Source organism: Ornithinicoccus hortensis (assembly GCF_006716185.1).
GTDB classification, from domain to species: Bacteria; Actinomycetota; Actinomycetes; order Actinomycetales; family Dermatophilaceae; genus Ornithinicoccus; species Ornithinicoccus hortensis.
Window position 1 is genome coordinate 1,808,797 of sequence record NZ_VFOP01000001.1, and the last position, 19,944, is coordinate 1,828,740.

A 19,944-nucleotide genomic window follows, 5' to 3' on the forward strand; every position below is an offset into this window, starting at 1 on the left:
GGAACGATGTCTGATCCAGACGATCCGATCAGCCAGTCGACTCAGCGATTCCTCGCAGGCGACATGTCTGACGAACTTGAACGACACTGCCGCAACGTTGGACGAATCGCCGTCGAATTCGCCTGCCTCGAGGAGCGCATCGGGAAAGTGCGCGCGGCTCTCGATCCGGGTGCCCGAGCGTCCCAGGACTATATGAAGCATGTCGCCTCCGTGGGCGCGCTCAAGCAGGCGTTCAAAGAGTTGAAGCGTTCGAGCATCGTGGACATCGATACCGCGGACATCGAGGAGTCGTACTGGCGCTTCAAGCAGGAGCGGGACCGCTTTGCGCACGCCGCCGTCGGTTCCACGATGGAACAGCGGGCCGACGGGGTCCACGAGTTGATGAACAATCGCCTGAAGCATGCAAAGAGCGCTGCTATCACGGATCTCCCGAGCGATGACGAGGCCGACGAGCTGGTCAGGGAGATCCGCGCGGTGCAACTCAAACTGTTCTTTGAGCCGTCGCGGCTCATGATTCTCCACGCGAATCGGCATTCCGCTGACGTAGCGAAGCAGACGCTTGCACAGGTTGTCGAGGCTCCGGGCCGCGTCGCTCGGGAGGCGATCGCGCGCATTTGGCGCGACTGACTGACAGGTGTCCGCGTACGTCACACTGTCACGCGGGCTGGTCGGGATGTCCATGCGGGCAAGGGGAGCTTCGGATCGATCCGAAGCTCAAGGAGCGTTGCACGCGGCAGGTGCTCGAGCACCTGCCTCCTTGTGATCTGTCAACGCCGAGTCGACCGCAGTACGGGTCCGTTCGTCGCTACTCGGCATCAGATGCGTGTAGGTGCGCAGCGTGAAGCCGGGGTCGCTGTGCCCGAGGTACTCGGATACTGCGCGGATCGACTCGCCGGCGTCCAGCAAGACTGAGGCGTACCAGTGGCGAAGGGCGTGCATGCCGTTCTCGCGGGTGGGCACGACTCCCGCGGTCGCCTGAGCGCGACGCCAGAGGTTGCCGTTGAAGTAGTTGCGGTTGAGGGGGCGGCGTTCGCGGGTGGTGAGCACGAGCGGTACGCGCACGCTCTCGCCGCTGTTGAGCGTCCGCCACGGCAGTTCCACAGGCATGGCCCGGAATCGCGCGAGGTATGAGCTCAGCTCGTCGGCGACGGTCTTCGGGAGCGGGACGGTTCGGGTCTTGCGGCCCTTCGGCAGCGAGAACACCAGCTTGTTGCCGGCGAGGATCTTGACCTGGCGGCGTACTTCGACGGTGCCGCGGAGGAAGTCAACGTCGTCGGGGGAGAGGCCGAAGACCTCGCCCTGCCGCAGGCCGAGGCCCGACCCGAGAGTGACGGCGATCTGGTAGCGCTCCGGAAGGGCGTCGTGCATCGCGCTGACCCATTCGGCGGGCCAGGGCACGACCTTGCGGCGTACGACCTTGGGGCGTGCAACTGAGCCGGCCTTGCACGGGTTCTTGGCGATCAGGTCGTCGTCGACCGCGGCGCCGAAGATCGCCGACACGTTGGAGAGGATCATCCGCTTGTAGGTGTCGGACAGGTCCATCGACGCGATCAGGCGTTGGATCGTCGACGGCTTGATCTGCCGGAGCTGCATCTGCCCGAGGATGGGAAGCACATGGAGGCGCAGTCGCAGTTCGGTCGCCTCGTACGTCGTCTCCTCGAAGGTGCGGCCGGCCAGCCACTCGGCGGCGTACTCGCTGAACGTCACGCGCCCGGCGTCGACGTCGATGTAGGTGCCGCGGAGCTTGTCAGCCTCGACGGTGTTGCGGAACCTCTCCGCCTCGCCCTTTCGGCGGAAGCTCTTGCGGCGTTGTCGGTTGTCGAGATCGCGGTAGTTGACGACGTAGCGCGGGCTGCCGTCATTCGCCTTCGTGGTGGTCAGGCTGGCCATGGCTGCTCCTCTCGGGGTCTGGCCACGGTAGATCTGAGCAGTGATCGCGTCGAGACTTCGTGGTGGTTGCTCGGGAACACTCCGTGTTGTTCGCCGTTGCCGATCACGGTGGCGTCTCCGAGTCCAACGCGAGCAACACGGTGTGGGCTTCGTCCATGCTCAGATTGGCTGGAACGCCGGTGTCCACCGAGATTGTCAACCAGTTGCGGAGCTCGTCGACATCCTGCGTCGTAGACCTCATCGCCCCGATCGCGTTCAGTGCGTCAGCAAGGACACCCGCCTCGGTCTTGTTGAGCCCGATCGGTTGGTGGAGCGCCAAGCGGTGGCGGAGCTTGCGGCGGACCGACTCGAGGCTCGTCGTCGCGGTCGGCCATCGGCAGGTCCAGCACACCCAGGAGCCGCCACGCTTCGCGGGCAGCTTGAATATGCGGTCGCCGACGGCGATCGGTCCGCCACAGAGGGTGCACGGGCTCTCCCACTTGGCGGCGATGCCGTGGGTCTCCACCCAAGACTGTGCCATGACCGGAGAGTACTACTAGTAGGGCAGACATCGACGCCCTTTCAGTGTGGCATCGGCTCGTGCCGATTCGCCCTTCACAAACGCCTGAGGATGCTGCTGCACGCTGGGCCGAGGTCCGAGCACAGGTGGGGAGTCGGGTTCGTACGTTGAGGACCGCCGCCGGCCTCACGCAGGAAGCCTTGGCGCTCGAGTCGGGGTTGAGTCGGAACCAGCTCATCGAGCTGGAGCACGGGCGCCGAGGGCTGCTGTTCGAGAGGCTCCCCGACCTCGCCGCCGTCCTCGATTGCGAGGTCGCAGACTTCTTCCGCGACGGCTGACCGGGGTGGGTGTCGAATTGTCGCGTCGGTGCCGCGACAATCTGGTTCTGCGCCCCCGTCATCCCGTGATCGGCGTGACGCGGTCGCGGCGCAGGTCGTCAAGGTGCTGCGCGAGCACTTCTGCTGAAACCGGTGCGTAGTCCCACCAGTCGACGCCCACATTGATGTGCCACGTCCCTTTCTTCGTACGCCGCTCCCGGAACGACTCGTGGACGTGTCCGTGCAGGAGCGGGATGCCTTCGTCGCGGAGTCGGAACTGGGCGTAGCGGTCCTCGTCGTGGCTGTCGCCGGCGTAGGGGAAGTGGGAGAGCAGGACGCGGGTCGCCGGCGCCTGCGGGCGCAGCGGCGGGAGCGTGGTGACCGCGAAGTCCATGACCGCGTTGAACCCGGCAGCGAGGTAGAGGTCGCGGTTCTTCCAGCCGTCCCGCATTCCAGCCCAGCAGGAGTCGTGGTTTCCGGCGATGAGGATCTTCGTGCCGACGAGCTGGTCGATGAGCGCGAGCGTGGCGTCCTTGCCGTGCATGTCGACGTCCCCGAGCACCCACACGGTGTCGTCGGGCTGGACGACGGAGTTCCAGTTGTGGACGAGCCGCGCGTTCATCTCGCTGACGGTCGGGAACGCGGCGCCGCGGGCGGGGGAGAGCTCCAGGAGGCGGCCGTGGCCGAAGTGCTGGTCGCTTGTGAACCAGGTGGTCATGGCGGTCTCCCTTCGTCGTGTGCGGCGAACCAGCCTGACAGGGCGTGCCTTGCTGCGCCACTCGGTTTCGGAAGTACCCGGCCGCAAGTGGGAACTGTTGCGTCGCTGACGCAGGAATCGGCGGGAAGAGTCGCCACCTCGCGGCTTACACAGGGTGCTCGTCGCGTGCGTCAGTGCTCGAAGCGGCTCGACCAGTCGTCGCTCGAGGGCGGGTCCAGAAGGCCTGCAGTTGTTGCCCTTATGAGCGCCGCTGTCAGTCGCTCGTCGAGTCGGTCGACGGTGGCGCGCCAGACATCCGAGCCGAGCGCCTCGCCCATCGAGCGGAAGGCGTCCACGGCGACTGAGGCGCAGCGCAACTCCAGAGTGTCGCCGAGGCTTCGAGGAGATCGGAGCAGATGGTATCGGTCGCTCCCCACGACGACGTAGGGAGCAGCGCTCGCCTGGGTGGCGTGACTGGTCGCGGTCTCACTCAGCCACGCCACGTATAGGTCGAAAGCCTTGGCAACCTTGAACCGATTCTCAATCTTCCATTCCCCGTCCACCGAACCTTCAGGGATTTCCTGTGCAGCGAGCTCGTCGAACACCGCATCGAGCTCCGGCGACCACTCGGTGCGTCCGAGCTGTTTCTCCTGCTCGTTGGAGGCAGCTACCGCACTTTGGACATTTGCTGCCCAACGCTGGTGACTGCGACCCAAGGCGAAAAGGGCATCGTGACCGAGTTGTCGGAGCCACCTCATGCCCACGGCATGCTCCATGGCCGACCGAACCAGCGGATCGGCCACACGGCCCAGCCCCTGGTCGTGCAGCACCAGAGCCGCGTTGATGCTGTCGACGCAGCGAACAAACCATGCGTGGGTGAGAGCGAGCTCAGAATCTGTAGTGACGGTGCGGAGGTCGCGGTCCGCCATGCGCGGCAACTCATTCAGTACGTCGCGCAGGGACTGACCACTCACGGGTTCAGACATGGTTCAAGTGTGACTGGTTCCGGATGACGAGGCTGATGACGCTCAACGAAATTCCCCAGGGGTGCTCATCCGAAGGTCCCCACCCTGGGCGGTGGTCACCGTAGCGGTCGACGGGTGCCGGTCGCGGTCTGTCGCATGGCGTCGTTCCTAGCGCAGTGGTCGCGCAGGCGGTAGGACTCGCCGTCGAGGCCGAGCACCATCCTTCGGCGGAGGAGGCGGTCGCGCATGGCAGCGACGATGGTGTCGCCGAGGACCTCGCCCCAGGACGCGACGCCGCGCCGCTCACCCTCACCCCAAGTAGGAAGATCCCGGATAAGGGAAACGCACTTCACCGATCACCCACTTGCGGCGGTGCACATTCAGTGGGTGGTCGTCAGGCCCTCCAAGAAAATTCTCGGTTCGCACGAGTTCTCCGGGGCGTGGACCGACCTCCATTGCTACCTCCCAGATCCCGCCACGGCCGTCGGTGAACGTGCCCACCACGTACCCGTCGTCATCTCCTTCGGCTGTGGGGTAGTCGCCGTCGTAGCCAACGCTTGCCAGGAGGTCTCGAAGTGAAGGAGCTCCTTCCCAACTGACGCCGCGACCGAGTGCCTCGGCTTGGTTGCACTCCTTGTGGGCGGGCCCGAGGTAGTCGTGCGTACCACCCTTTGTGTGATCATGAGCGAGATCCCAAGCACGCCCCGGCGACCCAGCTTCGATACGGCGACTTGGCATGACGCAGATGGTCTCCATGCAGTCGGCCCCGTGGTCCCGGATGATGCCCGCCCAGGCACGACGCAGCGCAGCATGAGCCTCTCCATAGCGATCAGTGAATCGCCCCGGGTCTGATGGAGGCTCTCAATCCATGGAGGATGAGAGTCATGGCAGCACCCAGGAAGTACCCCGACGAGCTGCGTGAGCGGGCCACTCGAATGGCCGTCGAGCTGCGGCAGGATCCGGCGACGAGGCAGGGCGCGATCCAGCGCGTGGCCGAGCAGCTCGGCATGCACCCCGAGACCCTGCGGGGCTGGGTCCGGCAGGCCGAGATCGATGGCGGTGTCCGTCCCGGCACCACCACCGAGGATGCCGAGCGGCTCACACAGCTCGAGCGTGAGGTCCGCGAGCTGCGTCGGGCGAATGAGATCCTGAAGACGTCCGCAGCTTTTTTCGCGGCCGCGGAGCTCGACCGCAAGATCAAGTAGAAGTTCCTACCGCGGTGCTGGTCGACTACATCGACCAGCACCGCGACCGTTTCGGGGTCGAGCCGATCTGTGCCGTGCTGACCGAGGCCGGCACCAAGATCGCCCCGAGCACCTACTACGCCGCGAAGAAGCGCCCGCCCTCGGCGCGCGCCATCCGCGACGCCGAGCTCATCGAGGACATCAAGATCGCCCACAAGGCCAACCTGGGTGTCTACGGTGCGAGGAAGATCCACGCCGAACTCAACCGCGAGGGCGTCGATGTCGCCGGCTGCACCGTGGAACGGCTGATGCGCGCCGAGGGCCTGCGCGGCATCCCGCGGGAGAAGACCCGTCGCACCACCGTCGGCGACGGGGCCGAGACCGAGCGGCCCGAGGACCTGGTCAACCGGAAGTTCGCAGCGACCGGGGCGAACCAGCTCTGGGTGGCCGATCTGACCTACGTCCGCACCCACGCCGGCTGGACCTATGTCGCGTTCGTCCTCGACGTGTTCAGCCGGATGATCGTCGGCTGGCAGGTGTCCACCAGCCTGCGCACCGACCTCGCGTTGGACGCCCTCGACATGGGCCTGTGGACCCGGCAGCGGGCCGGCCAGGACGTCACCGGCCTGATCCACCACTCCGACCGCGGAGTCCAGTACCGAGCGATCCGTTACACCGAACGGCTCGCCGAGGCCGAGGCCGTCGCGTCCGTCGGATCGCGCGGGGACTCCTACGACAACGCCATGGCCGAAGCGCTGAACTCGCTGTTCAAGGCCGAATGCATCCGCAACCCGACCATGCGCCCCAAGGGCGGCTGGAAGCGCGTCACCGACGTCGAGATCGCCGTCGCCGAATACGTCGACTGGTTCAACCACCGACGCCTTCACGGCGAGATCGGGCTCGTCCCGCCCGCCGAGTTCGAGGCCAACCACCAGGCCACCAACACCCCCGTCCACTACCCTGAGATCACCGTCCCGGCAGGGGCTGGTTCCAAGTAACCGAGCCTCCACGAAACCCGGGGCGATTCACAGACGCCTCACGCCATGTCGACGTCGCCGATCCGCCCCAGGATCGGGTCGGTCGCACCACGCCGCCGACCGACGATCTGTCCGCCGCGTGCACTTCCGGTTTTCGGGCAATTCGCATCTGAGCATCCCGGAACGCCGCCCTCTGGCGTTCCATCTCCTGCGCCATCGCCGCGTTTCGGCGATCAGATTCCTTCTGCGCCTCGGCCTGCGCTTCCCGCACCCGTTCCGCTTGCTCGTCCCGACGCCGCTGCCGGTACGTGGGAGAGATCGCAGTATGAAGCGCTTCCGACAGCTCCTTCGCCACTTGCCACGCCGCGTAGGAAAACGCGAGAAGAAGCGCGGCGGCCAAGAGGAGGAGGACGGCCAGTTCGCCGATGTTCACAATCACCAGTTTGCATCGAACCCCCGACACAGGCCAGAAGCTACGTCGCCGAGCGAGCGCAAAACTGGGCTCATGCAGATGAGGGGCTCCGCGGGGATCGACGCAACGGCCAACAGCGACGCCTCGGGCCACGCTTCGGGCGGGTGTCGCTTCTCGGTCGCGCGGAGCTTGCGGTTCTAGGCGCCACTCTCCAGTTCCGCCCCCACCCGGTCCAGCATTGGTCGACCATGTGACGAGGTGTGAGGACCTCGCCGTAGGTCTTGACGCGGTGTCATGACTTCGCGACCTCGACGACCGTCGGTGTCTCCTTCACTGCCGTCCCGTGCGATCGGAAGATCTTGACATTGGCAGCGGTCGTCAATGTTCGCTGCATCTCGACATCCATCACGCGAACCTCGACACGCCGACACCCACCTGCCACGGACCCCATGCACTGTCGGACTGGTTGTAACGTTTCGTAACGCATCAGGCGTAGGATCGGCTTCGTGAGGAACACCAGCCGACGCATCGAAAGGGCAATGCGCGCCCGTGACGAGCGGCTCGAGAAGGCCTGGCTGGAGGCCAACCCTCCGCCCATGTGTCCCGGACCGGGCTGCGGCCGCCCGCTGCCGACCGTCTTGCCGGGGACCGCCAAGGGAAGGACCCGAACCTGGTGCTCAGACGCATGCCGGCAGAGGGCGTACCGGGCACGGAAGAAGGCGGGTTCATCGCCCCCGGCTGCGGAGTCCAAGCCCACCGCCGCGAGTGCCTCCGAGCCGTCACGGGCAGCGGTGCCGGCGCCGCATGACCTGAGTGACAGCATCATCGCCGTACTCGAGTCGCCCCACGCGATCTCTGAAGTCCTCGACGCAGTCCGACGCGCTCACCGAGACGGCGTCCTCGAGCGCCCCGAATTCGCCGAAGTTCAGATCGCGCTGACCGAGATCCGTCAGGCGCCGGAGTAGGTCCATGGGCGACCGGCCGAATGAATGGGCCAGAAAACCTGCCGGCCGCTGTCCGATCTCGGTTCCTTCTCGTTGCTTCTCGTTTGTGAGAGGACGATCGCGACCGGAGCGTCGTCCTCGTGACCGGAAGGACGAGTGACATGACGACACGAGACCGTGACGACGGCCAGCCGGGACTCTGGCCGATGACGGAGCCCGGCAGCAAGGGTCGGGCCACCCCGAGGAAGCGAGCCGGCGCCGCACCGGTCCCACCGCAGCGTCGTGCACCGGTTCAACCGAAACGTCCCGGCGAGCCGGTGGACGAGCGCAAGCTCTGGTGGATCGACGACGTCGCGCTCTACCTCGGCGTCCCCAGGCAGACGATCTACTCGTGGCGGCAGAAGAACTATGGGCCGCCGGCGATCAAGGTCGGCAAGCACCTGCGCTGGCATCCTTCGACCGTGATCGCGTGGGCGAAGCAGCAGGAGCGGCCGGCAGGATGAGGCCGCCAGTCCGGCTACGAATGCATACTTCGACCAGGCATGCGGGTGCATGCCGACGGCGCCTCGCGCAGGGGGAGCGTCAGCGCCGGTAGCGCCGCTCGCAGGCAGGGTCACTGCGGCCGAGTAGTCTCAGCGCAGCTTCGATTCTGAGCCTGTGCTGCGGGACGCCCGTCTTGGCCAGAAGGGTCTTCAGCCGATCTTCCAGTTCGCGGAGTCCGCCATGCAGGTCGCTGACCGCCATGGGGACGTAACGCTCCACCCGCATTTGTCCGAAGTCGGTGAGTTCGGCGCGTGCCATGCCTAGGTAGGGGAGTGCTGCGGCGTGTCCTTCGAGGTCGGTCGCCTCCTCCAGCGCGGCAAGCAGCGAGAGAGCGTGGATGAGCTCGAGCGACTCGTCGTACCCGTCGTCGCGCCGTGGATGATCGATGGTCGGCACCAGGTCTCGTCCCTGGTGGTCACTCGTCGAGTGTGTCAGTCCGGGGTTCGGGTGGTCAGCAACCGGCTTTGGGGCAAGTGGGAACAGCGGGCCAGATACACCACTTTATGCATATAAAGTGGTGTAAAATCGTTTCATGGACCACGTGGCCGAAGGGTTCGCCATCGGGCTGGAGACCCACGAGTGGCAGCGCGAGCCAGATCGTGCCGCCTCCCGTCGCCAGCGCCTGTCCGCGCGCGGTCCGTACCGAGCCGCGGTTCCTGCTCGGATTGCCGACCTGTCTGTCCCGGTCAGTGCGCAGACTCAGGCCGAGGTTGAGGACGCCATCCGGGAGATCACCCGTTTCGACGCCGACGTCACCGCCCTCGCGGAGCGGCGTGCCCAAGCCGAGGGCGAGGATCCCGCGACGGAACTTGCTCCGCTTGCCTCGGCGCTGCTGCGGACCGAGTCAGCGTCATCGTCCGAGATCGAGGGGGTCACCGCGGGGGCGCGGGCCCTGGCGCTCGCCGCTATCGAAGCGAAGACCGGACCCAACGCGCAACTCGTCACCGCCAACGTGGTCGCGATGCAGCGCGCAGTCGAGCTGGCCGACGACATCAGCGTCGGTTCGATCCTGGCCGCCCACGAGGCGCTCCTGGGAGGACACGAGTACGCCGCGCCCGGCCGGTTCCGGACGGCCCAGGTGTGGATCGGCAGCAACGCCGTGAGTCCGCACACGGCTACGTTCGTGCCGCCGCACCACACGCGCGTTGCGGCCGGGATGGAGGACCTGATCTCCTTCGTCCAACGAGCCGACCTCCCGGTGCTGGTGCAGTGCGCGATCGCCCACGCCCAGTTCGAAACCATCCACCCGTTCAACGACGGCAACGGTCGCGTCGGTCGGATGTTGGTGCACGCGATGCTGCGCCACGCGGACGTGACGCGACGTCTAACGGTGCCGATCTCCGCTGGCCTGCTGACCGACACCTCGGCGTACTTCCGCGCTCTGACCGCCTATCGCGAGGGCGATCTCGAGCCGATCGTCCAGCAGTTCGCGAATGCGTCCTTTCGTGCGGTCGCCAACGGTCGCGAGCTGGTCGACGACCTGGAACGCATCTACGACGGGTGGTCGACCCGGCTGGCGTCACGACGCGGATCGGCTGCACGACGACTGCTCCCGCACCTGCTCAACCAACCCGCCGTCAACGTCGCGCACATCCAGCACGTGACCGGCGCGGCACTGTCCGCGGCCCAGCGCGCGGTCGAGCAGTTGGAGAACGTCGAGATCCTCACCCGGGCGAGCTCTGGCCGCCGCAACCGGGTCTGGCTGGCCCCAGAAGTCATCGACGCGCTCGACGCCTTCGCCGAGCGCGTCGGCCGCCGCGGCTGAGGCTGCACAACTCGGCGAGTTGTGCAGTCATGTCCGCAGGGAACCGTCCGCCCGGGCGTAAGCGACGCGGGTGGCGTGCGGGCGTCAGCCGCCCCTCCATGTACCACTCATGTAACAAGCCAGTGGAAAACCACGAGAAACGCCGCCGAGCGACCACGAAGGTCGTCGGCGGCGTTTCCGCAGGTCAGAGGCGGGTTTTCGTCAATAGTTGGCGTTGACCGCCTGACCTTCAGACACCCAAAATCAGATGTCGAAATACATCTCGAACTCGTGCGGATGCGGGCGCAGCCGGATCGGGTCGATCTCGTTCTTGCGCTTGTAGTCGATCCAGGCCGAGATCAGGTCCTCGGTGAACACGTCGCCCTCGGTGAGGTAGTCGTGGTCCTGCTCCAGAGCCTCCAGCACCTCTGGCAGGGAGGTCGGCAGCTGGTCGATGTCGGCGATCTCCTCCGGCGGCAGCTCGTAGAGGTCCTTATCCACCGGCTCCGGGGGCTCGATCCGGTTCTTGATCCCGTCCAGGCCGGCCATCAGCTGCGCGGCGAAGCACAGGTAGGGGTTGGCCGACGGGTCCGGCACGCGGTACTCGATCCGCTTGGCCTTCGGGGAGGACCCGGTGATCGGGATCCGGACGCAGGCCGAGCGGTTGCGGGCGGAGTAGACCAGGTTGATCGGGGCCTCGAAGCCGGGCACCAGGCGGTGGTAGGAGTTCATCGAGGGGTTGGTGAAAGCCAGCAGGGAGGGGCCGTGGGAGAGCAGGCCGCCGATGTACCACCGGGCGATGTCGGACAGCCCGCCGTAGCCGCTCTCGTCGTAGAACAGGGGCTCCCCGTCCTTCCACAGCGACTGGTGGGTGTGCATCCCCGAGCCGTTGTCCCCGAACAGCGGCTTGGGCATGAAGGTCGCGGTCTTGCCCACGGCCCAGGCGGTGTTCTTGATGACGTACTTGAACTTCATCAGGTCGTCGCCCGCGTGCAGCAGGGTGTTGAACCGGTAGTTGATCTCCTGCTGACCGGCGTTGCCGACCTCGTGGTGCGCGCGCTCGACCTCCAGGCCGACGGAGTCCAGGTCCAGGCACATCCGGTCGCGGATGTCGGCGAAGTGGTCGACGGGCGGGACGGGGAAGTAGCCGCCCTTGACCCGGGTCTTGTAGCCCCGGTTGCCGCCCTCCTCCGCGCGACCGCTGTTCCACGCGGCCTCGATGGAGTCGATGTGGTAGTACCCACCGCTCGGGCCGGTCGCGAACCGCACGTCGTCGAAGACGTAGAACTCCGCCTCGGCCCCGAAGAAGGCGGTGTCGGCGATCCCCGTCGAGGCGAGGTGCTCCTCAGCCTTCGCCGCGATCTGTCGCGGGTCCCGCTCGTACGGCTCGTCGGTGAACGGGTCGACGATCGCGAAGTTCATGATCAGCGTCTTCTCGGCCCGGTAGGGGTCGAGGTAGGCCGTCTTGGGGTCCGGCACCAGCTTCATGTCCGACTCGTGGATGGCCTTGAAGCCACGGATCGACGAGCCGTCGAACATCTGGCCCGCCACGAACGCCTCCTCGTCGAAGGTCGCGGCCGGCACGTTGAAGTGCTGCATCACCCCCGGGAGGTCGCAGAACCGGATGTCGATGAAGCGGACGTCCTCCTCCTTGATGAAGGCGAGGACCTCCTGTGCGCTGTTGAACATGTGAACTCCTGTACTTTCGTGGCTGACCGGCCGGGGGACCGAGTTGCGACGACCCTAGGACCGGGGCATTTCCCGGTCGTGACCCAAGTGTTTCACCAATGTTTCGCCGGATACCCTGCCTGGGTGACCGTCGTCCAACCCTACCCAGGTGACCGCCTCGGACTCCCGGAGGCGGGCCGCGGCTCGATCGGGACGTTCCCGCGCCGCCTGGCCGGCGTGGTGATCGACTGGGTGCTCTGCCTGCTGATCGCGAACGCGGCGCTGGGGCTGGGGTTCGGGGAGGCCTCCGGCGCCGCGTCGTTCGCGCCGCTGGCGGTCTTCGCGGTCGAGAACCTGCTGCTCGTCTCCACCCTGGGCACGACCATCGGGCACCGCATCGTCGGGTTGCAGGTGCTGCGGGTGTATGCCGAACCCGTCCGGGCTCCCGATGGGCCCACGCTCGTGGCGGGCGTCCCCGGTTTCGCGCGCGGCGGCATACGGACGGTCCTGCTGTGCCTGGCCATCCCCGCCCTGATCTGGGACGCCGACGGTCGCGGGATGCACGACCGGTGGGCCAGGACGGTCATCGTGCGGAGCCGCTGACGGACCCAATCGGACGGTCAGCGGCCGCGCAGCGCGCGGCGGTCCATCCGGGCACGGCGGGGGTCCACCCCGGCCGGGACCGCGGCCTTGGCCACGCCGAGCGCCTTGAGGCGCTGGTGCACCGCGATCGCCTCGTCCTTGGTGATCTTCTTGTCCAGCTTCTTCATCGACTTGGTCATCTTGGACAGCCGGGTCTCGTCCTCGCCGGTCCCGACCCGGATCAGGTGCACCGGCACCTCCGCGCCGACGACGCGGCTGACCCGCCGCTTCTCGGACTGGCTCAGCTTCAGCGCGGCACCCTTGGGGCCCTCGCTGATCAGCACGACACCGGGCCGGCCGACGGCCCGGTAGATCATCGCGGCGTTGTGCAGGTCACGCATACCCCGCATCTTGCCGCCGGCCTCGGCGGCCACCGGCTCCTGGTCGTAGAACCAGCCGCGGCGCAGCGACCCGAGCACCGCGCCGACCGCGCCCGGCTGCCCCTCGATCTGGGCGAAGGCGGCACGCTCGGCCTTGCGCGCCAGCACGGCCAGCGCGGCCAGGACCGCCAGCGGCACGCCGAGGATCATCACGTAGATGACGAGGTCCAGCCAGATGCCGACGAGCAGGGCGGCCAGCATCACGACGAGGAAGGCCAGCGCCATCCACCAGACCGCGCTGGGGTCCTGCTTGCGGGTCATCGCAAAGACCTGGCGGAACTGGGCGATGCGACCCGGGTTGTTCGGGTCCTTCACCTTCTTCTTGCGCCGGAAGAGGCCGCGCTTGGTTTCGGGCGCGCTGGCGTCGGTGTTGCTGGACATAGGGGTCAGGATACGTCGGCGACGGGGCGGTCCACGAGCGAGGCAGCCTCCTGGCGGGCCGGTAGGTCGGCCTTCTTCGCCAGGTGTGCCAGGTGCTCCGGGATCTCGCGGCCCCACTGCTGCATCGCCTGGGCGTACAGCCGGCCCGCGCGGTAGGAGGAACGCACCAGCGGACCGGCCATCACACCCTTGAACCCGATCTCCTTGGCGACCTCGCTCCAGTGCACGAACTCGGTCGGCTTGACCCACCGCTCGACCGGGTGGTGCCGGGGCGAGGGCCGCAGGTACTGGGTGATCGTGATCAGGTCGGTGCCGGCGTCGTGCAGGTCCCGGAGCGCCTGCTCGATCTCGTGGTCCTCCTCGCCCATCCCCAGGATCAGGTTGGACTTGGTCACCAGGCCGGCCTCGCGACCCATCGTGATGACGTCGAGCGAGCGCTGGTAGCGGAAGGCGGGGCGGATCCGCTTGAAGATGCGGGGGACGGTCTCCACGTTGTGCGCGAACACCTCGGGGGCGGCGTCGATCACCTGGCCGACGAGTTCGGGTATGCCGTTGAAGTCCGGGATGAGGATCTCCACACCGGTGCTCTCGCTGAGCTCGTGCACCTTGCGGATCGTCTCGGCATACAACCAGGCGCCGCCGTCGACGAGGTCGTCGCGCGCGACACCGGTGATGGTGGCGTAGCGCAGCCCCATCTGCTCCACGGACTCGGCGACCCGGCGCGGCTCGTCACGGTCCAGGTCGGCGGGGCGACCGGTGTCGATCTGGCAGAAGTCGCAGCGGCGGGTGCACTGCTCACCACCGATCAGGAAGGTCGCCTCGCGGTCCTCCCAGCACTCGAAGATGTTGGGGCAGCCGGCCTCCTGACAGACCGTGTGCAGCCCCTCGCTCTTCACCATCGAGTGCAGCGCGGTGTACTCCGGCCCCATCTTGGCGGTGGTGCGGATCCAGGACGGCTTGCGCTCGATCGGTGTCTCCGCGTTGCGGGCCTCGACCCGCAGCATGCGGCGACCCTCGGGTGCTACGGCCACTGGCTTACTCCCTCGTGTCGAAGACGGTGGTTGCACGTGACAGCGCAATCACGGCCCAGCGTATGCCACGGCCGCGTGCGGGAACCCGTGGGTTCGGGGGAGACCTGAGCAGAGCGACGTCGCAGTCCTGACAGGACTCCGTGACCGACCGACACCATCAGTTCACGTCGGCACGACGGAACACCAACCAACAGACCACCAGGGTGGCCGCGACGACCAGTCCGAGGAGGGTGCCCGCTTCCGTGGTGCTGACCACGTGCGAGATGGCCTCGCACTCTCCTCCGTCGCTCGGGCAGCGCCAGGTCTCCCACTCGTGGCCCCCCTTCACCCACGCCAGGATGTTGTTGCTCAGCGAATAGCGCGCGATCCCCGGGAAGAACTGGGCGAGCAGAATCTCGACCGTCACCAGGTAGCCCACCACGATGCCCAGCACCGCCGCGGTGTGCCGGACCGCGAGACCGACCGCCGCGCCCGCGGCCGCTACGAGCGCCAGCACGGCGACGCTGCGCAGGCCGACCCAGGCCAGGTCGGCCCACTCGTCGTTGCTGATGTGGTCGTCCACGCCGTGCAGCCGGAAGACAGCCGACACCCCGGCCACGACGAGCACGAGGTAGCCGACCGACACCGGCACCGCCCACAGGCCGGGCGCGAGCACCTTGCTGGTGAACACCCGGTCGCGGCGCGGCTCGAAGGTCAGCCAGGTGCCGATGGTCCGCGCGCCGAACTCGGCCGCGGTCGCGGTGGCCCCCACCAGGAGGACCAGGAAGAGCATCGGGAACACCAGTTGGGCAAGGAGTTCGTTGACCTGCACGAAGAGCGATTCCGGCCCCCACTGGAAGTCCGCCAGCTCCGGGGCGACCATCTGGTCGCACCCGAAGTCGAGGGTGTCGTCACCGGTGGCCTCGCGCTCGCGTTCCTGGTCCTGCAGGCACTCCTCGTGGTACCGCTCGCCGTTGACCTCCCAGTCCTGCACCGCCTCCTGGTAGTACCGGTCCGCGTTGGCCAGCTCGGCGCTCGACATACGGACCATGTCGTTGACGCCGTAGAGGGTCAACGCGACGACGCCGACGGCCATCAGCAGGACGGCCCAGACCAGGCGGCGCCAGCCCAGCCGCCGCAGCTCCACCAGGGTCAACCGGTTCATCGGCGCTCCTCCGTCGAGGTCCCGGGCGTGCTCCCCGCCGGGGGGTTCGGCGCGCCGAGGGCGTCCTCGCGGGTGAGTTCCAGGAAGACCGACTCCAGGTCCCGGCGCACCGGCACCAACCGGGACAGGTAGATCCGTTGCTCGGCCAGCAGCCGGGTCACCTGCGTGGGGTCCGGGGCGCCGACCACGGCCAACGGACCCGTGTCCCCGGCCACCTCGAGCCCGGCGCCCCGGAGGACGCCGACCGCACGGTCGCGGTCGGCCTGCGGGACGGTGACCTCCAGGGCCTCCGCCCCCTGGGCGCCGATGATCCCGGCCACGCTGCCCTGCGCGACGACCCGGCCGCGGCCGATGATCGAGACGGTGTCGGCGATCTGCTCCACCTCGGCCAGGATGTGGCTGCTGACCAGCACGGTCCGGCCCTCGTCACCCAGCCGCCGCATGGTCTGGCGGATCTCGTGGATGCCGGCGGGGTCCAACCCGTTGGTCGGCTCGTCGAAGATCAGCAGGTCCGGTTCCTTCAGGAGGGTGGCGGCGATCGCCAGCCGCTGCTTCATCCCCAGCGAGAAGCCGGCGAACCTGTCCTTGCCCCGCTCGTGCAACCCGGTCGCCTCCAGCACCTGGCCGACCCGCTCCCGCGGCGTGCCGATCGCGTCGGCCAGCAGGCGCAGGTTCTGCTCCGCGGTGAAGGCGGGGAAGAACTTGGGGGACTCCACGATCGCGCCGACCCGGTCGATCACCTGGGGGAGCCGTGCCGGGACCGGTGCGCCGAAGATGTGCATCGTGCCGGCGTCGGCGTGCAGCAGCCCGAGCAACATCCGGATGGTGGTGGTCTTGCCGGAGCCGTTGGGGCCCAGGAAGGCGTGCACACCACCGGCCGGCACGTCCAGGTCCAGCCCGTGGACCGCCGGTCGGCGGCCCCGCACGGACCGGAACGACTTGCGCAACCCCCGGGTGGTGACCGCGTTGCCGCCGTCGGGACTGTTCCCCATGCTCGTGCTCCCTGCCCGCCCGACCCGACGTCGACGCGACAGGACAGGTCTACCGCAGGAGGGTGGCCCAACGGTGGGAGGCGCGAGCGCGACCCGCGGTGCGATCCGGCGGGGAGCCCGTCCCCGCCGGGCCGCGGGAAGCTAGGCGACCTGGGAGGCGGTGATCGCTGCTGCCCGGGACCGCACCAGGGGCAGGATCTCGGCGACGGTCACCTCGCGGCCCAGTTCGGCCGACAGCGACGTGACCCCGGCGTCCGGGATGCCGCAGGGGATGATCGGCGCCGCCCAGGAGAGGTCACAGTTCGCGTTGAGCGCGAAGCCGTGCATCGTCACCTCCTGGCTGACTCGCACACCGATGGCCCCGACCTTGCGGTCCGGTCCCCGGGAGTCCGCGCGGAACCACACCCCGCTGCGACCCTCGACCCGCTCGGTCGTGAGCCCCAGGTCGGAGCAGACCCCCATCATCAGGTCCTCGAGGCGACGCACGTGGGCGACGACGTCGACGGGGGAGGGCAACCGGACGATCGGGTAGCCGACCAGCTGACCGGGTCCGTGCCAGGTGATCTTGCCGCCCCGGTCGACATCGATGACCGGCGTGCCGTCGGTCGGGCGCTCGTGGGGCTCGGTGCGCTTGCCCGCGGTGTAGACGGCGGCGTGCTCCAGCAGCAGGAGGGTGTCCGGCAGGTCGCCACTGACCACCCGGGCGTGGACGGAGCGCTGGTGGTCCCAGGCCTGCTGGTAGTCCACGAACGAGGGGGCGAAGCCGAGGTCTTCCACGCGCATACCGGCAGCCTACCCAGCCGCCTGTGGACAACGCGCCCGCGCCCGCCCGGTCCGGGGCACAGTGGCGGGATGGAGCAGGCCTACCCGAGCATCCCCGGATATGACGTCCTCACCCTGCTGGGTGCGGGGGCCAGCGCCCGGGTGTGGCGCGCCCGCCGGCTGGCCGACGACCGGATGCTGGCGGTCAAGGTGCTGCCGGTCCGGGCGGGCGGCCTGTCGGAGGCACTGCGGGAGGCCGCGGTCCTCTCGCGGGTGCGCCACGACCACGTCGTCCACCTGTATGACGTGGTGCCGCTGCCCGGACCGGACGGCCAGCCCGCGGCGGTGGCGCTGGCGATGCAGCTGGCCGAGGGGGGCTCGCTGGCCGGGGTGCTCGCGGGCCGGGGTCACCTCAGCGCGGGGGAGCTGGTGACGCTGCTCGTCCCGCTCGCCGGAGCGCTGGCCGACCTGCACCGCTCGGGTGTGGTCCACGGTGACGTGTCCCCGGGCAACGTGCTGTTCCTCGGGGACGGTATGCCGATGCTCGCCGACCTCGGCGTGTGCCGGGTGGCGGGCGAGACCCCGACCGCGGTCCACGGGACCGACGGTATGGTCGCCCCCGAGCTCCTGGAGGGGTTTCCCCCGGGACCGGAGGCCGACGTCTATGCCCTCGGCGCGGTCGCCTGGACCTGCCTGGTCGGCGACCCGCCGGGGTGGGTCGGGACGCGGGGGTCGCTGGCCGAACTGGCCCCGGAGGTGCCCGAGGCGCTGCGCGACCTGGTGCTGGCCTGCCTGGAGCCCGAGCCCGCCGACCGCCCGGACGCCGAAGAGGTGGCGGCACTGGCCTTCGACGCGGCGCCGGCTGAGCCGATCGAGCTCGGACCGGGCGCCGACCCGGCGGCCGGCCTGACGCAACGGATCCGTCGGGCCGCGGCGGTCGACCCGTTCGGTGCCGACGACGCGGCCGACGTGGGGGAGCCGGTCTCCCGCCGCGACCGGCGCGCGAGGGGGCGGGACCGGGAGCGCCACCGCCGCCGCTCCCGGATCCTGCTCGGGTCGGCGGTGGCGGCCGTCCTGCTGCCGCTGTCACTGTTGGGGGTCCGGTGGGCCGCGGCCTGGGTGCTGGACGCCCCGGAGGGCGTGGTCACCAGCGAGGGGACCTTCCCCGACGGGGCCGTCCGGACCACCCCACCCGCGGACGACGGGGCGCGGGCGACCGGCTCCCCTCCGGCCGAGACAACTGGACCCGCCGCACCCCCAGAACCCGACGAACCCGCTGAACCGGAGGCGCCGACGGAGGAGCCGGAGTCACCGGCGGAGGAGAACGGGGGCGAGGTGGCGCAGGACCTCCAGGACCTGCTGGACGCCCGGGCCGCCGCGTGGCGGGCGGGGGACCCCTCCCTCCTGGCGCGGGTCCACGCGCCGGACTCCGTCGCGTGGCAGACGGACCGGGCCGACCTGACCGAGGCGGCCGACCGTGGCCTGACCTACCGCGACCTGGCCTTCACCGCGAGCGGAGTCACGGTGCTCGAGCCCGGCACCGACGGACTCGTGGTGCGCGCACGGGTCGAGCGGTCGGCATACGAGGTCGTCGGCGACGGCCGGTCGGGTGAGCCGCACCCCGGCAGCCGGGAGGAGGTGACCTTCGAGCTGCGCAGGGTCGACGGGCAGGGCTGGCGCATCTGGTCGTGGGCGGTCGACTGAGAACGCTTGCCTGCCACACGGAAGCAGCAACCGACCGATCGGACCCGGGCTGCTGGCTGTCGTCGTGGTTCGGGGGGTCGTTATAGTCCCGCCCTGAGCCGGCTATCGGGACCACACGGGGTCAGGATGCGGCCACGACAAAGGAGTGACAGATGACCACCATCGCGTGGGTCGGGCTTGGGAACATGGGCGCGCCGATGACTGCGAACCTGGTCCGTGCCGGCCACACCGTGCAGGGCTTCGACCTCTCACAGGCGGCGCTCGACGCCGCTGCCGAGGGGGGTGTGACCCGGGCCTCGAGCATCGCCGAAGCGCTCGCCGGGGCCGAGGCCGTCTTCACGATGGTTCCCAAGGGTGAGCACGCCCGTGCCGTCTACGAGGGCCCGGACGGGATCTTTGCCAACGCCGCGCCCGGGACACTGTTGGTGGACAGTTCCACCATCGACATCGAGTCGGCGCAGGCGCTGCACGACGGGGCCAAGGCGGCCGGCTTCCGGTTCGTGGACGCACCGGTCTCCGGCGGCATCAGCGGCGCCGCCGCGGGCACGCTGACCTTCATGGTCGGCGGAGCCGAGGCAGACGTCGCGGCCGCCAGCGAGATCATCGAGCCGATGGCCGGCAACATCATCCCCACCGGTGGCCCCACCACCGGCCAGGCGGCCAAGATCTGCAACAACCTGATCCTGTCGATGAACCTGGTCTCCACCGCCGAGGGCGCGGTCCTCGCGGACCGGCTCGGCCTGGACCCGCAGGTCTTCTGGGACATCGCCTCGGTCTCCTCCGGTGACTCCTGGGCGCTGCGCACCTGGTACCCGATCCCGGGCATCGTGGAGACCGCTGCCTCCAACCGCGACTTCGCGGCCACCTTCTCCACCGAACTGCTGTTCAAGGACGTCGGGCTCGCCGTGGCGGCCGCCGACCAGACCGGCACCACGCTCGAGCTGGGGCGGCACGCGGCGACGATGTACCAGCGGCTGCGCGAGGCCGGGTATGCCGACAAGGACTGCAGCGCGATCGTCAAGATCGTCGACGGCACGATCAGCGAGGGAGGCGAGACCGCATGAGCGA

20 protein-coding genes and 1 other annotated feature are annotated in these 19,944 nt (G+C 68.6%); of the genes, 8 read left to right on the plus strand and 12 right to left on the minus strand.

Features of this window, described 5'->3' with window-relative positions:
* Positions 1–6 precede the first annotated feature (6 nt).
* Positions 7–627: a hypothetical protein gene (locus FB467_RS08340; RefSeq protein WP_141784693.1), complete on the plus strand. Its 621-nt coding sequence runs from the start codon at positions 7–9 to the stop codon at positions 625–627.
* An 87-nt stretch (positions 628–714) separates the two neighbouring features.
* Here FB467_RS08340 and FB467_RS08345 read toward each other — a convergent pair whose 3' ends face one another.
* Both FB467_RS08345 and FB467_RS08350 read right to left on the minus strand, forming a co-directional pair.
* On the minus strand, positions 715–1,890 hold the full coding sequence (locus tag FB467_RS08345) for a tyrosine-type recombinase/integrase (RefSeq protein ID WP_141784694.1): 1,176 nt from the start codon (positions 1,888–1,890) through the stop codon (positions 715–717).
* Positions 1,891–1,993: 103 nt separating this feature from the next.
* Entirely contained in the window at positions 1,994–2,410 is a 417-nt protein-coding gene (locus FB467_RS08350; RefSeq protein WP_141784695.1) for a hypothetical protein, read from the minus strand.
* A gap of 125 nt (positions 2,411–2,535) precedes the next feature.
* Between FB467_RS08350 and FB467_RS08355 the strand changes: the two genes are divergently transcribed.
* On the plus strand, positions 2,536–2,727 hold the full coding sequence (locus FB467_RS08355) for a helix-turn-helix domain-containing protein (RefSeq protein ID WP_228393307.1): 192 nt from the start codon (positions 2,536–2,538) through the stop codon (positions 2,725–2,727).
* A 58-nt stretch (positions 2,728–2,785) separates the two neighbouring features.
* On the opposite strand, the gene FB467_RS08360 is transcribed toward FB467_RS08355, so the two are convergent.
* Positions 2,786–3,424 (minus strand): metallophosphoesterase, encoded by a 639-nt coding sequence (locus FB467_RS08360; protein ID WP_141784697.1) that lies wholly within the window; start codon positions 3,422–3,424, stop codon positions 2,786–2,788.
* Positions 3,425–3,594: 170 nt separating this feature from the next.
* Positions 3,595–4,389 (minus strand): DUF5677 domain-containing protein, encoded by a 795-nt coding sequence (locus FB467_RS08365; RefSeq protein ID WP_141784698.1) that lies wholly within the window; start codon positions 4,387–4,389, stop codon positions 3,595–3,597.
* Positions 4,390–5,252: 863 nt separating this feature from the next.
* Here FB467_RS08365 and FB467_RS08370 point away from each other — a divergent pair.
* A protein-coding gene (locus FB467_RS08370) for an IS3 family transposase (RefSeq protein ID WP_228393305.1) occupies positions 5,253–6,550 on the plus strand; the annotation gives its coding sequence in 2 pieces (ribosomal slippage) (positions 5,253–5,547 and positions 5,547–6,550; 1,299 coding nt in all).
* Positions 5,531–5,680 (plus strand) — a sequence feature (AL1L pseudoknot). It overlaps the preceding gene by 150 nt.
* Here FB467_RS08370 and FB467_RS08375 read toward each other — a convergent pair.
* Positions 6,519–6,962 (minus strand): hypothetical protein, encoded by a 444-nt coding sequence (locus tag FB467_RS08375; protein WP_141784699.1) that lies wholly within the window; start codon positions 6,960–6,962, stop codon positions 6,519–6,521. The two genes, FB467_RS08370 and FB467_RS08375, sit on opposite strands and share 32 nt — an antisense overlap.
* 1,240 nt (positions 6,963–8,202) lie before the next feature.
* Between FB467_RS08375 and FB467_RS18985 the strand changes: the two genes are divergently transcribed.
* On the plus strand, positions 8,203–8,388 hold the full coding sequence (locus FB467_RS18985; RefSeq protein WP_228393306.1) for a helix-turn-helix transcriptional regulator: 186 nt from the start codon (positions 8,203–8,205) through the stop codon (positions 8,386–8,388).
* A 79-nt stretch (positions 8,389–8,467) separates the two neighbouring features.
* Here FB467_RS18985 and FB467_RS08385 read toward each other — a convergent pair whose 3' ends face one another.
* Complete coding sequence (locus tag FB467_RS08385) at positions 8,468–8,824, minus strand: hypothetical protein (protein WP_141784700.1); 357 nt, start codon at positions 8,822–8,824, stop codon at positions 8,468–8,470.
* Positions 8,825–8,960: 136 nt separating this feature from the next.
* Between FB467_RS08385 and FB467_RS08390 the strand changes: the two genes are divergently transcribed.
* Complete coding sequence (locus tag FB467_RS08390; protein WP_141784701.1) at positions 8,961–10,193, plus strand: Fic family protein; 1,233 nt, start codon at positions 8,961–8,963, stop codon at positions 10,191–10,193.
* 243 nt (positions 10,194–10,436) lie between these two features.
* On the opposite strand, the gene glnA is transcribed toward FB467_RS08390, so the two are convergent.
* The gene (glnA, locus tag FB467_RS08395) at positions 10,437–11,861 is read right to left on the minus strand and encodes a type I glutamate--ammonia ligase (RefSeq protein ID WP_141784702.1); all 1,425 of its coding nucleotides are present in this window, start codon (positions 11,859–11,861) and stop codon (positions 10,437–10,439) included.
* Between the two features lie 123 nt (positions 11,862–11,984).
* On the opposite strand from glnA, the gene FB467_RS08400 reads away from it, so the two are divergent.
* Positions 11,985–12,443, plus strand: a complete 459-nt coding sequence (locus tag FB467_RS08400; RefSeq protein WP_141784703.1) for an RDD family protein — start codon at positions 11,985–11,987, stop codon at positions 12,441–12,443.
* Between the two features lie 17 nt (positions 12,444–12,460).
* Here FB467_RS08400 and FB467_RS08405 read toward each other — a convergent pair whose 3' ends face one another.
* The 5 genes from FB467_RS08405 to lipB form a co-directional block, all read right to left on the minus strand.
* On the minus strand, positions 12,461–13,243 hold the full coding sequence (locus FB467_RS08405; protein WP_141784704.1) for a DUF4191 domain-containing protein: 783 nt from the start codon (positions 13,241–13,243) through the stop codon (positions 12,461–12,463).
* 5 nt (positions 13,244–13,248) lie between these two features.
* Positions 13,249–14,274, minus strand: a complete 1,026-nt coding sequence (lipA, locus tag FB467_RS08410) for a lipoyl synthase (protein WP_141784705.1) — start codon at positions 14,272–14,274, stop codon at positions 13,249–13,251.
* 157 nt (positions 14,275–14,431) lie between these two features.
* Positions 14,432–15,418 carry an ABC transporter permease subunit gene (locus tag FB467_RS08415; protein WP_141784706.1) on the minus strand — a complete coding sequence of 329 codons (987 nt, stop codon included), beginning with the start codon at positions 15,416–15,418 and terminating at the stop codon, positions 14,432–14,434.
* Positions 15,415–16,410, minus strand: a complete 996-nt coding sequence (locus tag FB467_RS08420; protein WP_141784707.1) for an ABC transporter ATP-binding protein — start codon at positions 16,408–16,410, stop codon at positions 15,415–15,417. The genes FB467_RS08415 and FB467_RS08420 overlap by 4 nt, the downstream gene beginning before the upstream one ends.
* Positions 16,411–16,551: 141 nt before the next feature.
* Entirely contained in the window at positions 16,552–17,193 is a 642-nt protein-coding gene (gene lipB, locus FB467_RS08425; RefSeq protein WP_141784708.1) for a lipoyl(octanoyl) transferase LipB, read from the minus strand.
* A gap of 69 nt (positions 17,194–17,262) precedes the next feature.
* Between lipB and FB467_RS08430 the strand changes: the two genes are divergently transcribed.
* Together FB467_RS08430 and mmsB are read left to right on the plus strand one after the other, a co-directional pair.
* On the plus strand, positions 17,263–18,876 hold the full coding sequence (locus FB467_RS08430) for a protein kinase domain-containing protein (RefSeq protein WP_141784709.1): 1,614 nt from the start codon (positions 17,263–17,265) through the stop codon (positions 18,874–18,876).
* A 152-nt stretch (positions 18,877–19,028) separates the two neighbouring features.
* The gene (gene mmsB, locus FB467_RS08435) at positions 19,029–19,940 is read left to right on the plus strand and encodes a 3-hydroxyisobutyrate dehydrogenase (protein WP_141784710.1); all 912 of its coding nucleotides are present in this window, start codon (positions 19,029–19,031) and stop codon (positions 19,938–19,940) included.
* The last annotated feature ends 4 nt before the right edge of the window (positions 19,941–19,944 follow it).

Coding starts and splice junctions, on each gene's coding strand:
- FB467_RS08340 (WP_141784693.1), top strand. CDS start 7: ATGTCTGATCCAGACGATCCGATCAGCCAGTCGACTCAGCGATTCCTC.
- FB467_RS08345 (WP_141784694.1), bottom strand. CDS start 1,890: ATGGCCAGCCTGACCACCACGAAGGCGAATGACGGCAGCCCGCGCTAC.
- FB467_RS08350 (WP_141784695.1), bottom strand. CDS start 2,410: ATGGCACAGTCTTGGGTGGAGACCCACGGCATCGCCGCCAAGTGGGAG.
- FB467_RS08360 (WP_141784697.1), bottom strand. CDS start 3,424: ATGACCACCTGGTTCACAAGCGACCAGCACTTCGGCCACGGCCGCCTC.
- FB467_RS08365 (WP_141784698.1), bottom strand. CDS start 4,389: ATGTCTGAACCCGTGAGTGGTCAGTCCCTGCGCGACGTACTGAATGAG.
- FB467_RS08390 (WP_141784701.1), top strand. CDS start 8,961: ATGGACCACGTGGCCGAAGGGTTCGCCATCGGGCTGGAGACCCACGAG.
- glnA (WP_141784702.1), bottom strand. CDS start 11,861: ATGTTCAACAGCGCACAGGAGGTCCTCGCCTTCATCAAGGAGGAGGAC.
- FB467_RS08405 (WP_141784704.1), bottom strand. CDS start 13,243: ATGTCCAGCAACACCGACGCCAGCGCGCCCGAAACCAAGCGCGGCCTC.
- FB467_RS08415 (WP_141784706.1), bottom strand. CDS start 15,418: ATGAACCGGTTGACCCTGGTGGAGCTGCGGCGGCTGGGCTGGCGCCGC.
- FB467_RS08420 (WP_141784707.1), bottom strand. CDS start 16,410: ATGGGGAACAGTCCCGACGGCGGCAACGCGGTCACCACCCGGGGGTTG.
- lipB (WP_141784708.1), bottom strand. CDS start 17,193: ATGCGCGTGGAAGACCTCGGCTTCGCCCCCTCGTTCGTGGACTACCAG.
- FB467_RS08430 (WP_141784709.1), top strand. CDS start 17,263: ATGGAGCAGGCCTACCCGAGCATCCCCGGATATGACGTCCTCACCCTG.
- mmsB (WP_141784710.1), top strand. CDS start 19,029: ATGACCACCATCGCGTGGGTCGGGCTTGGGAACATGGGCGCGCCGATG.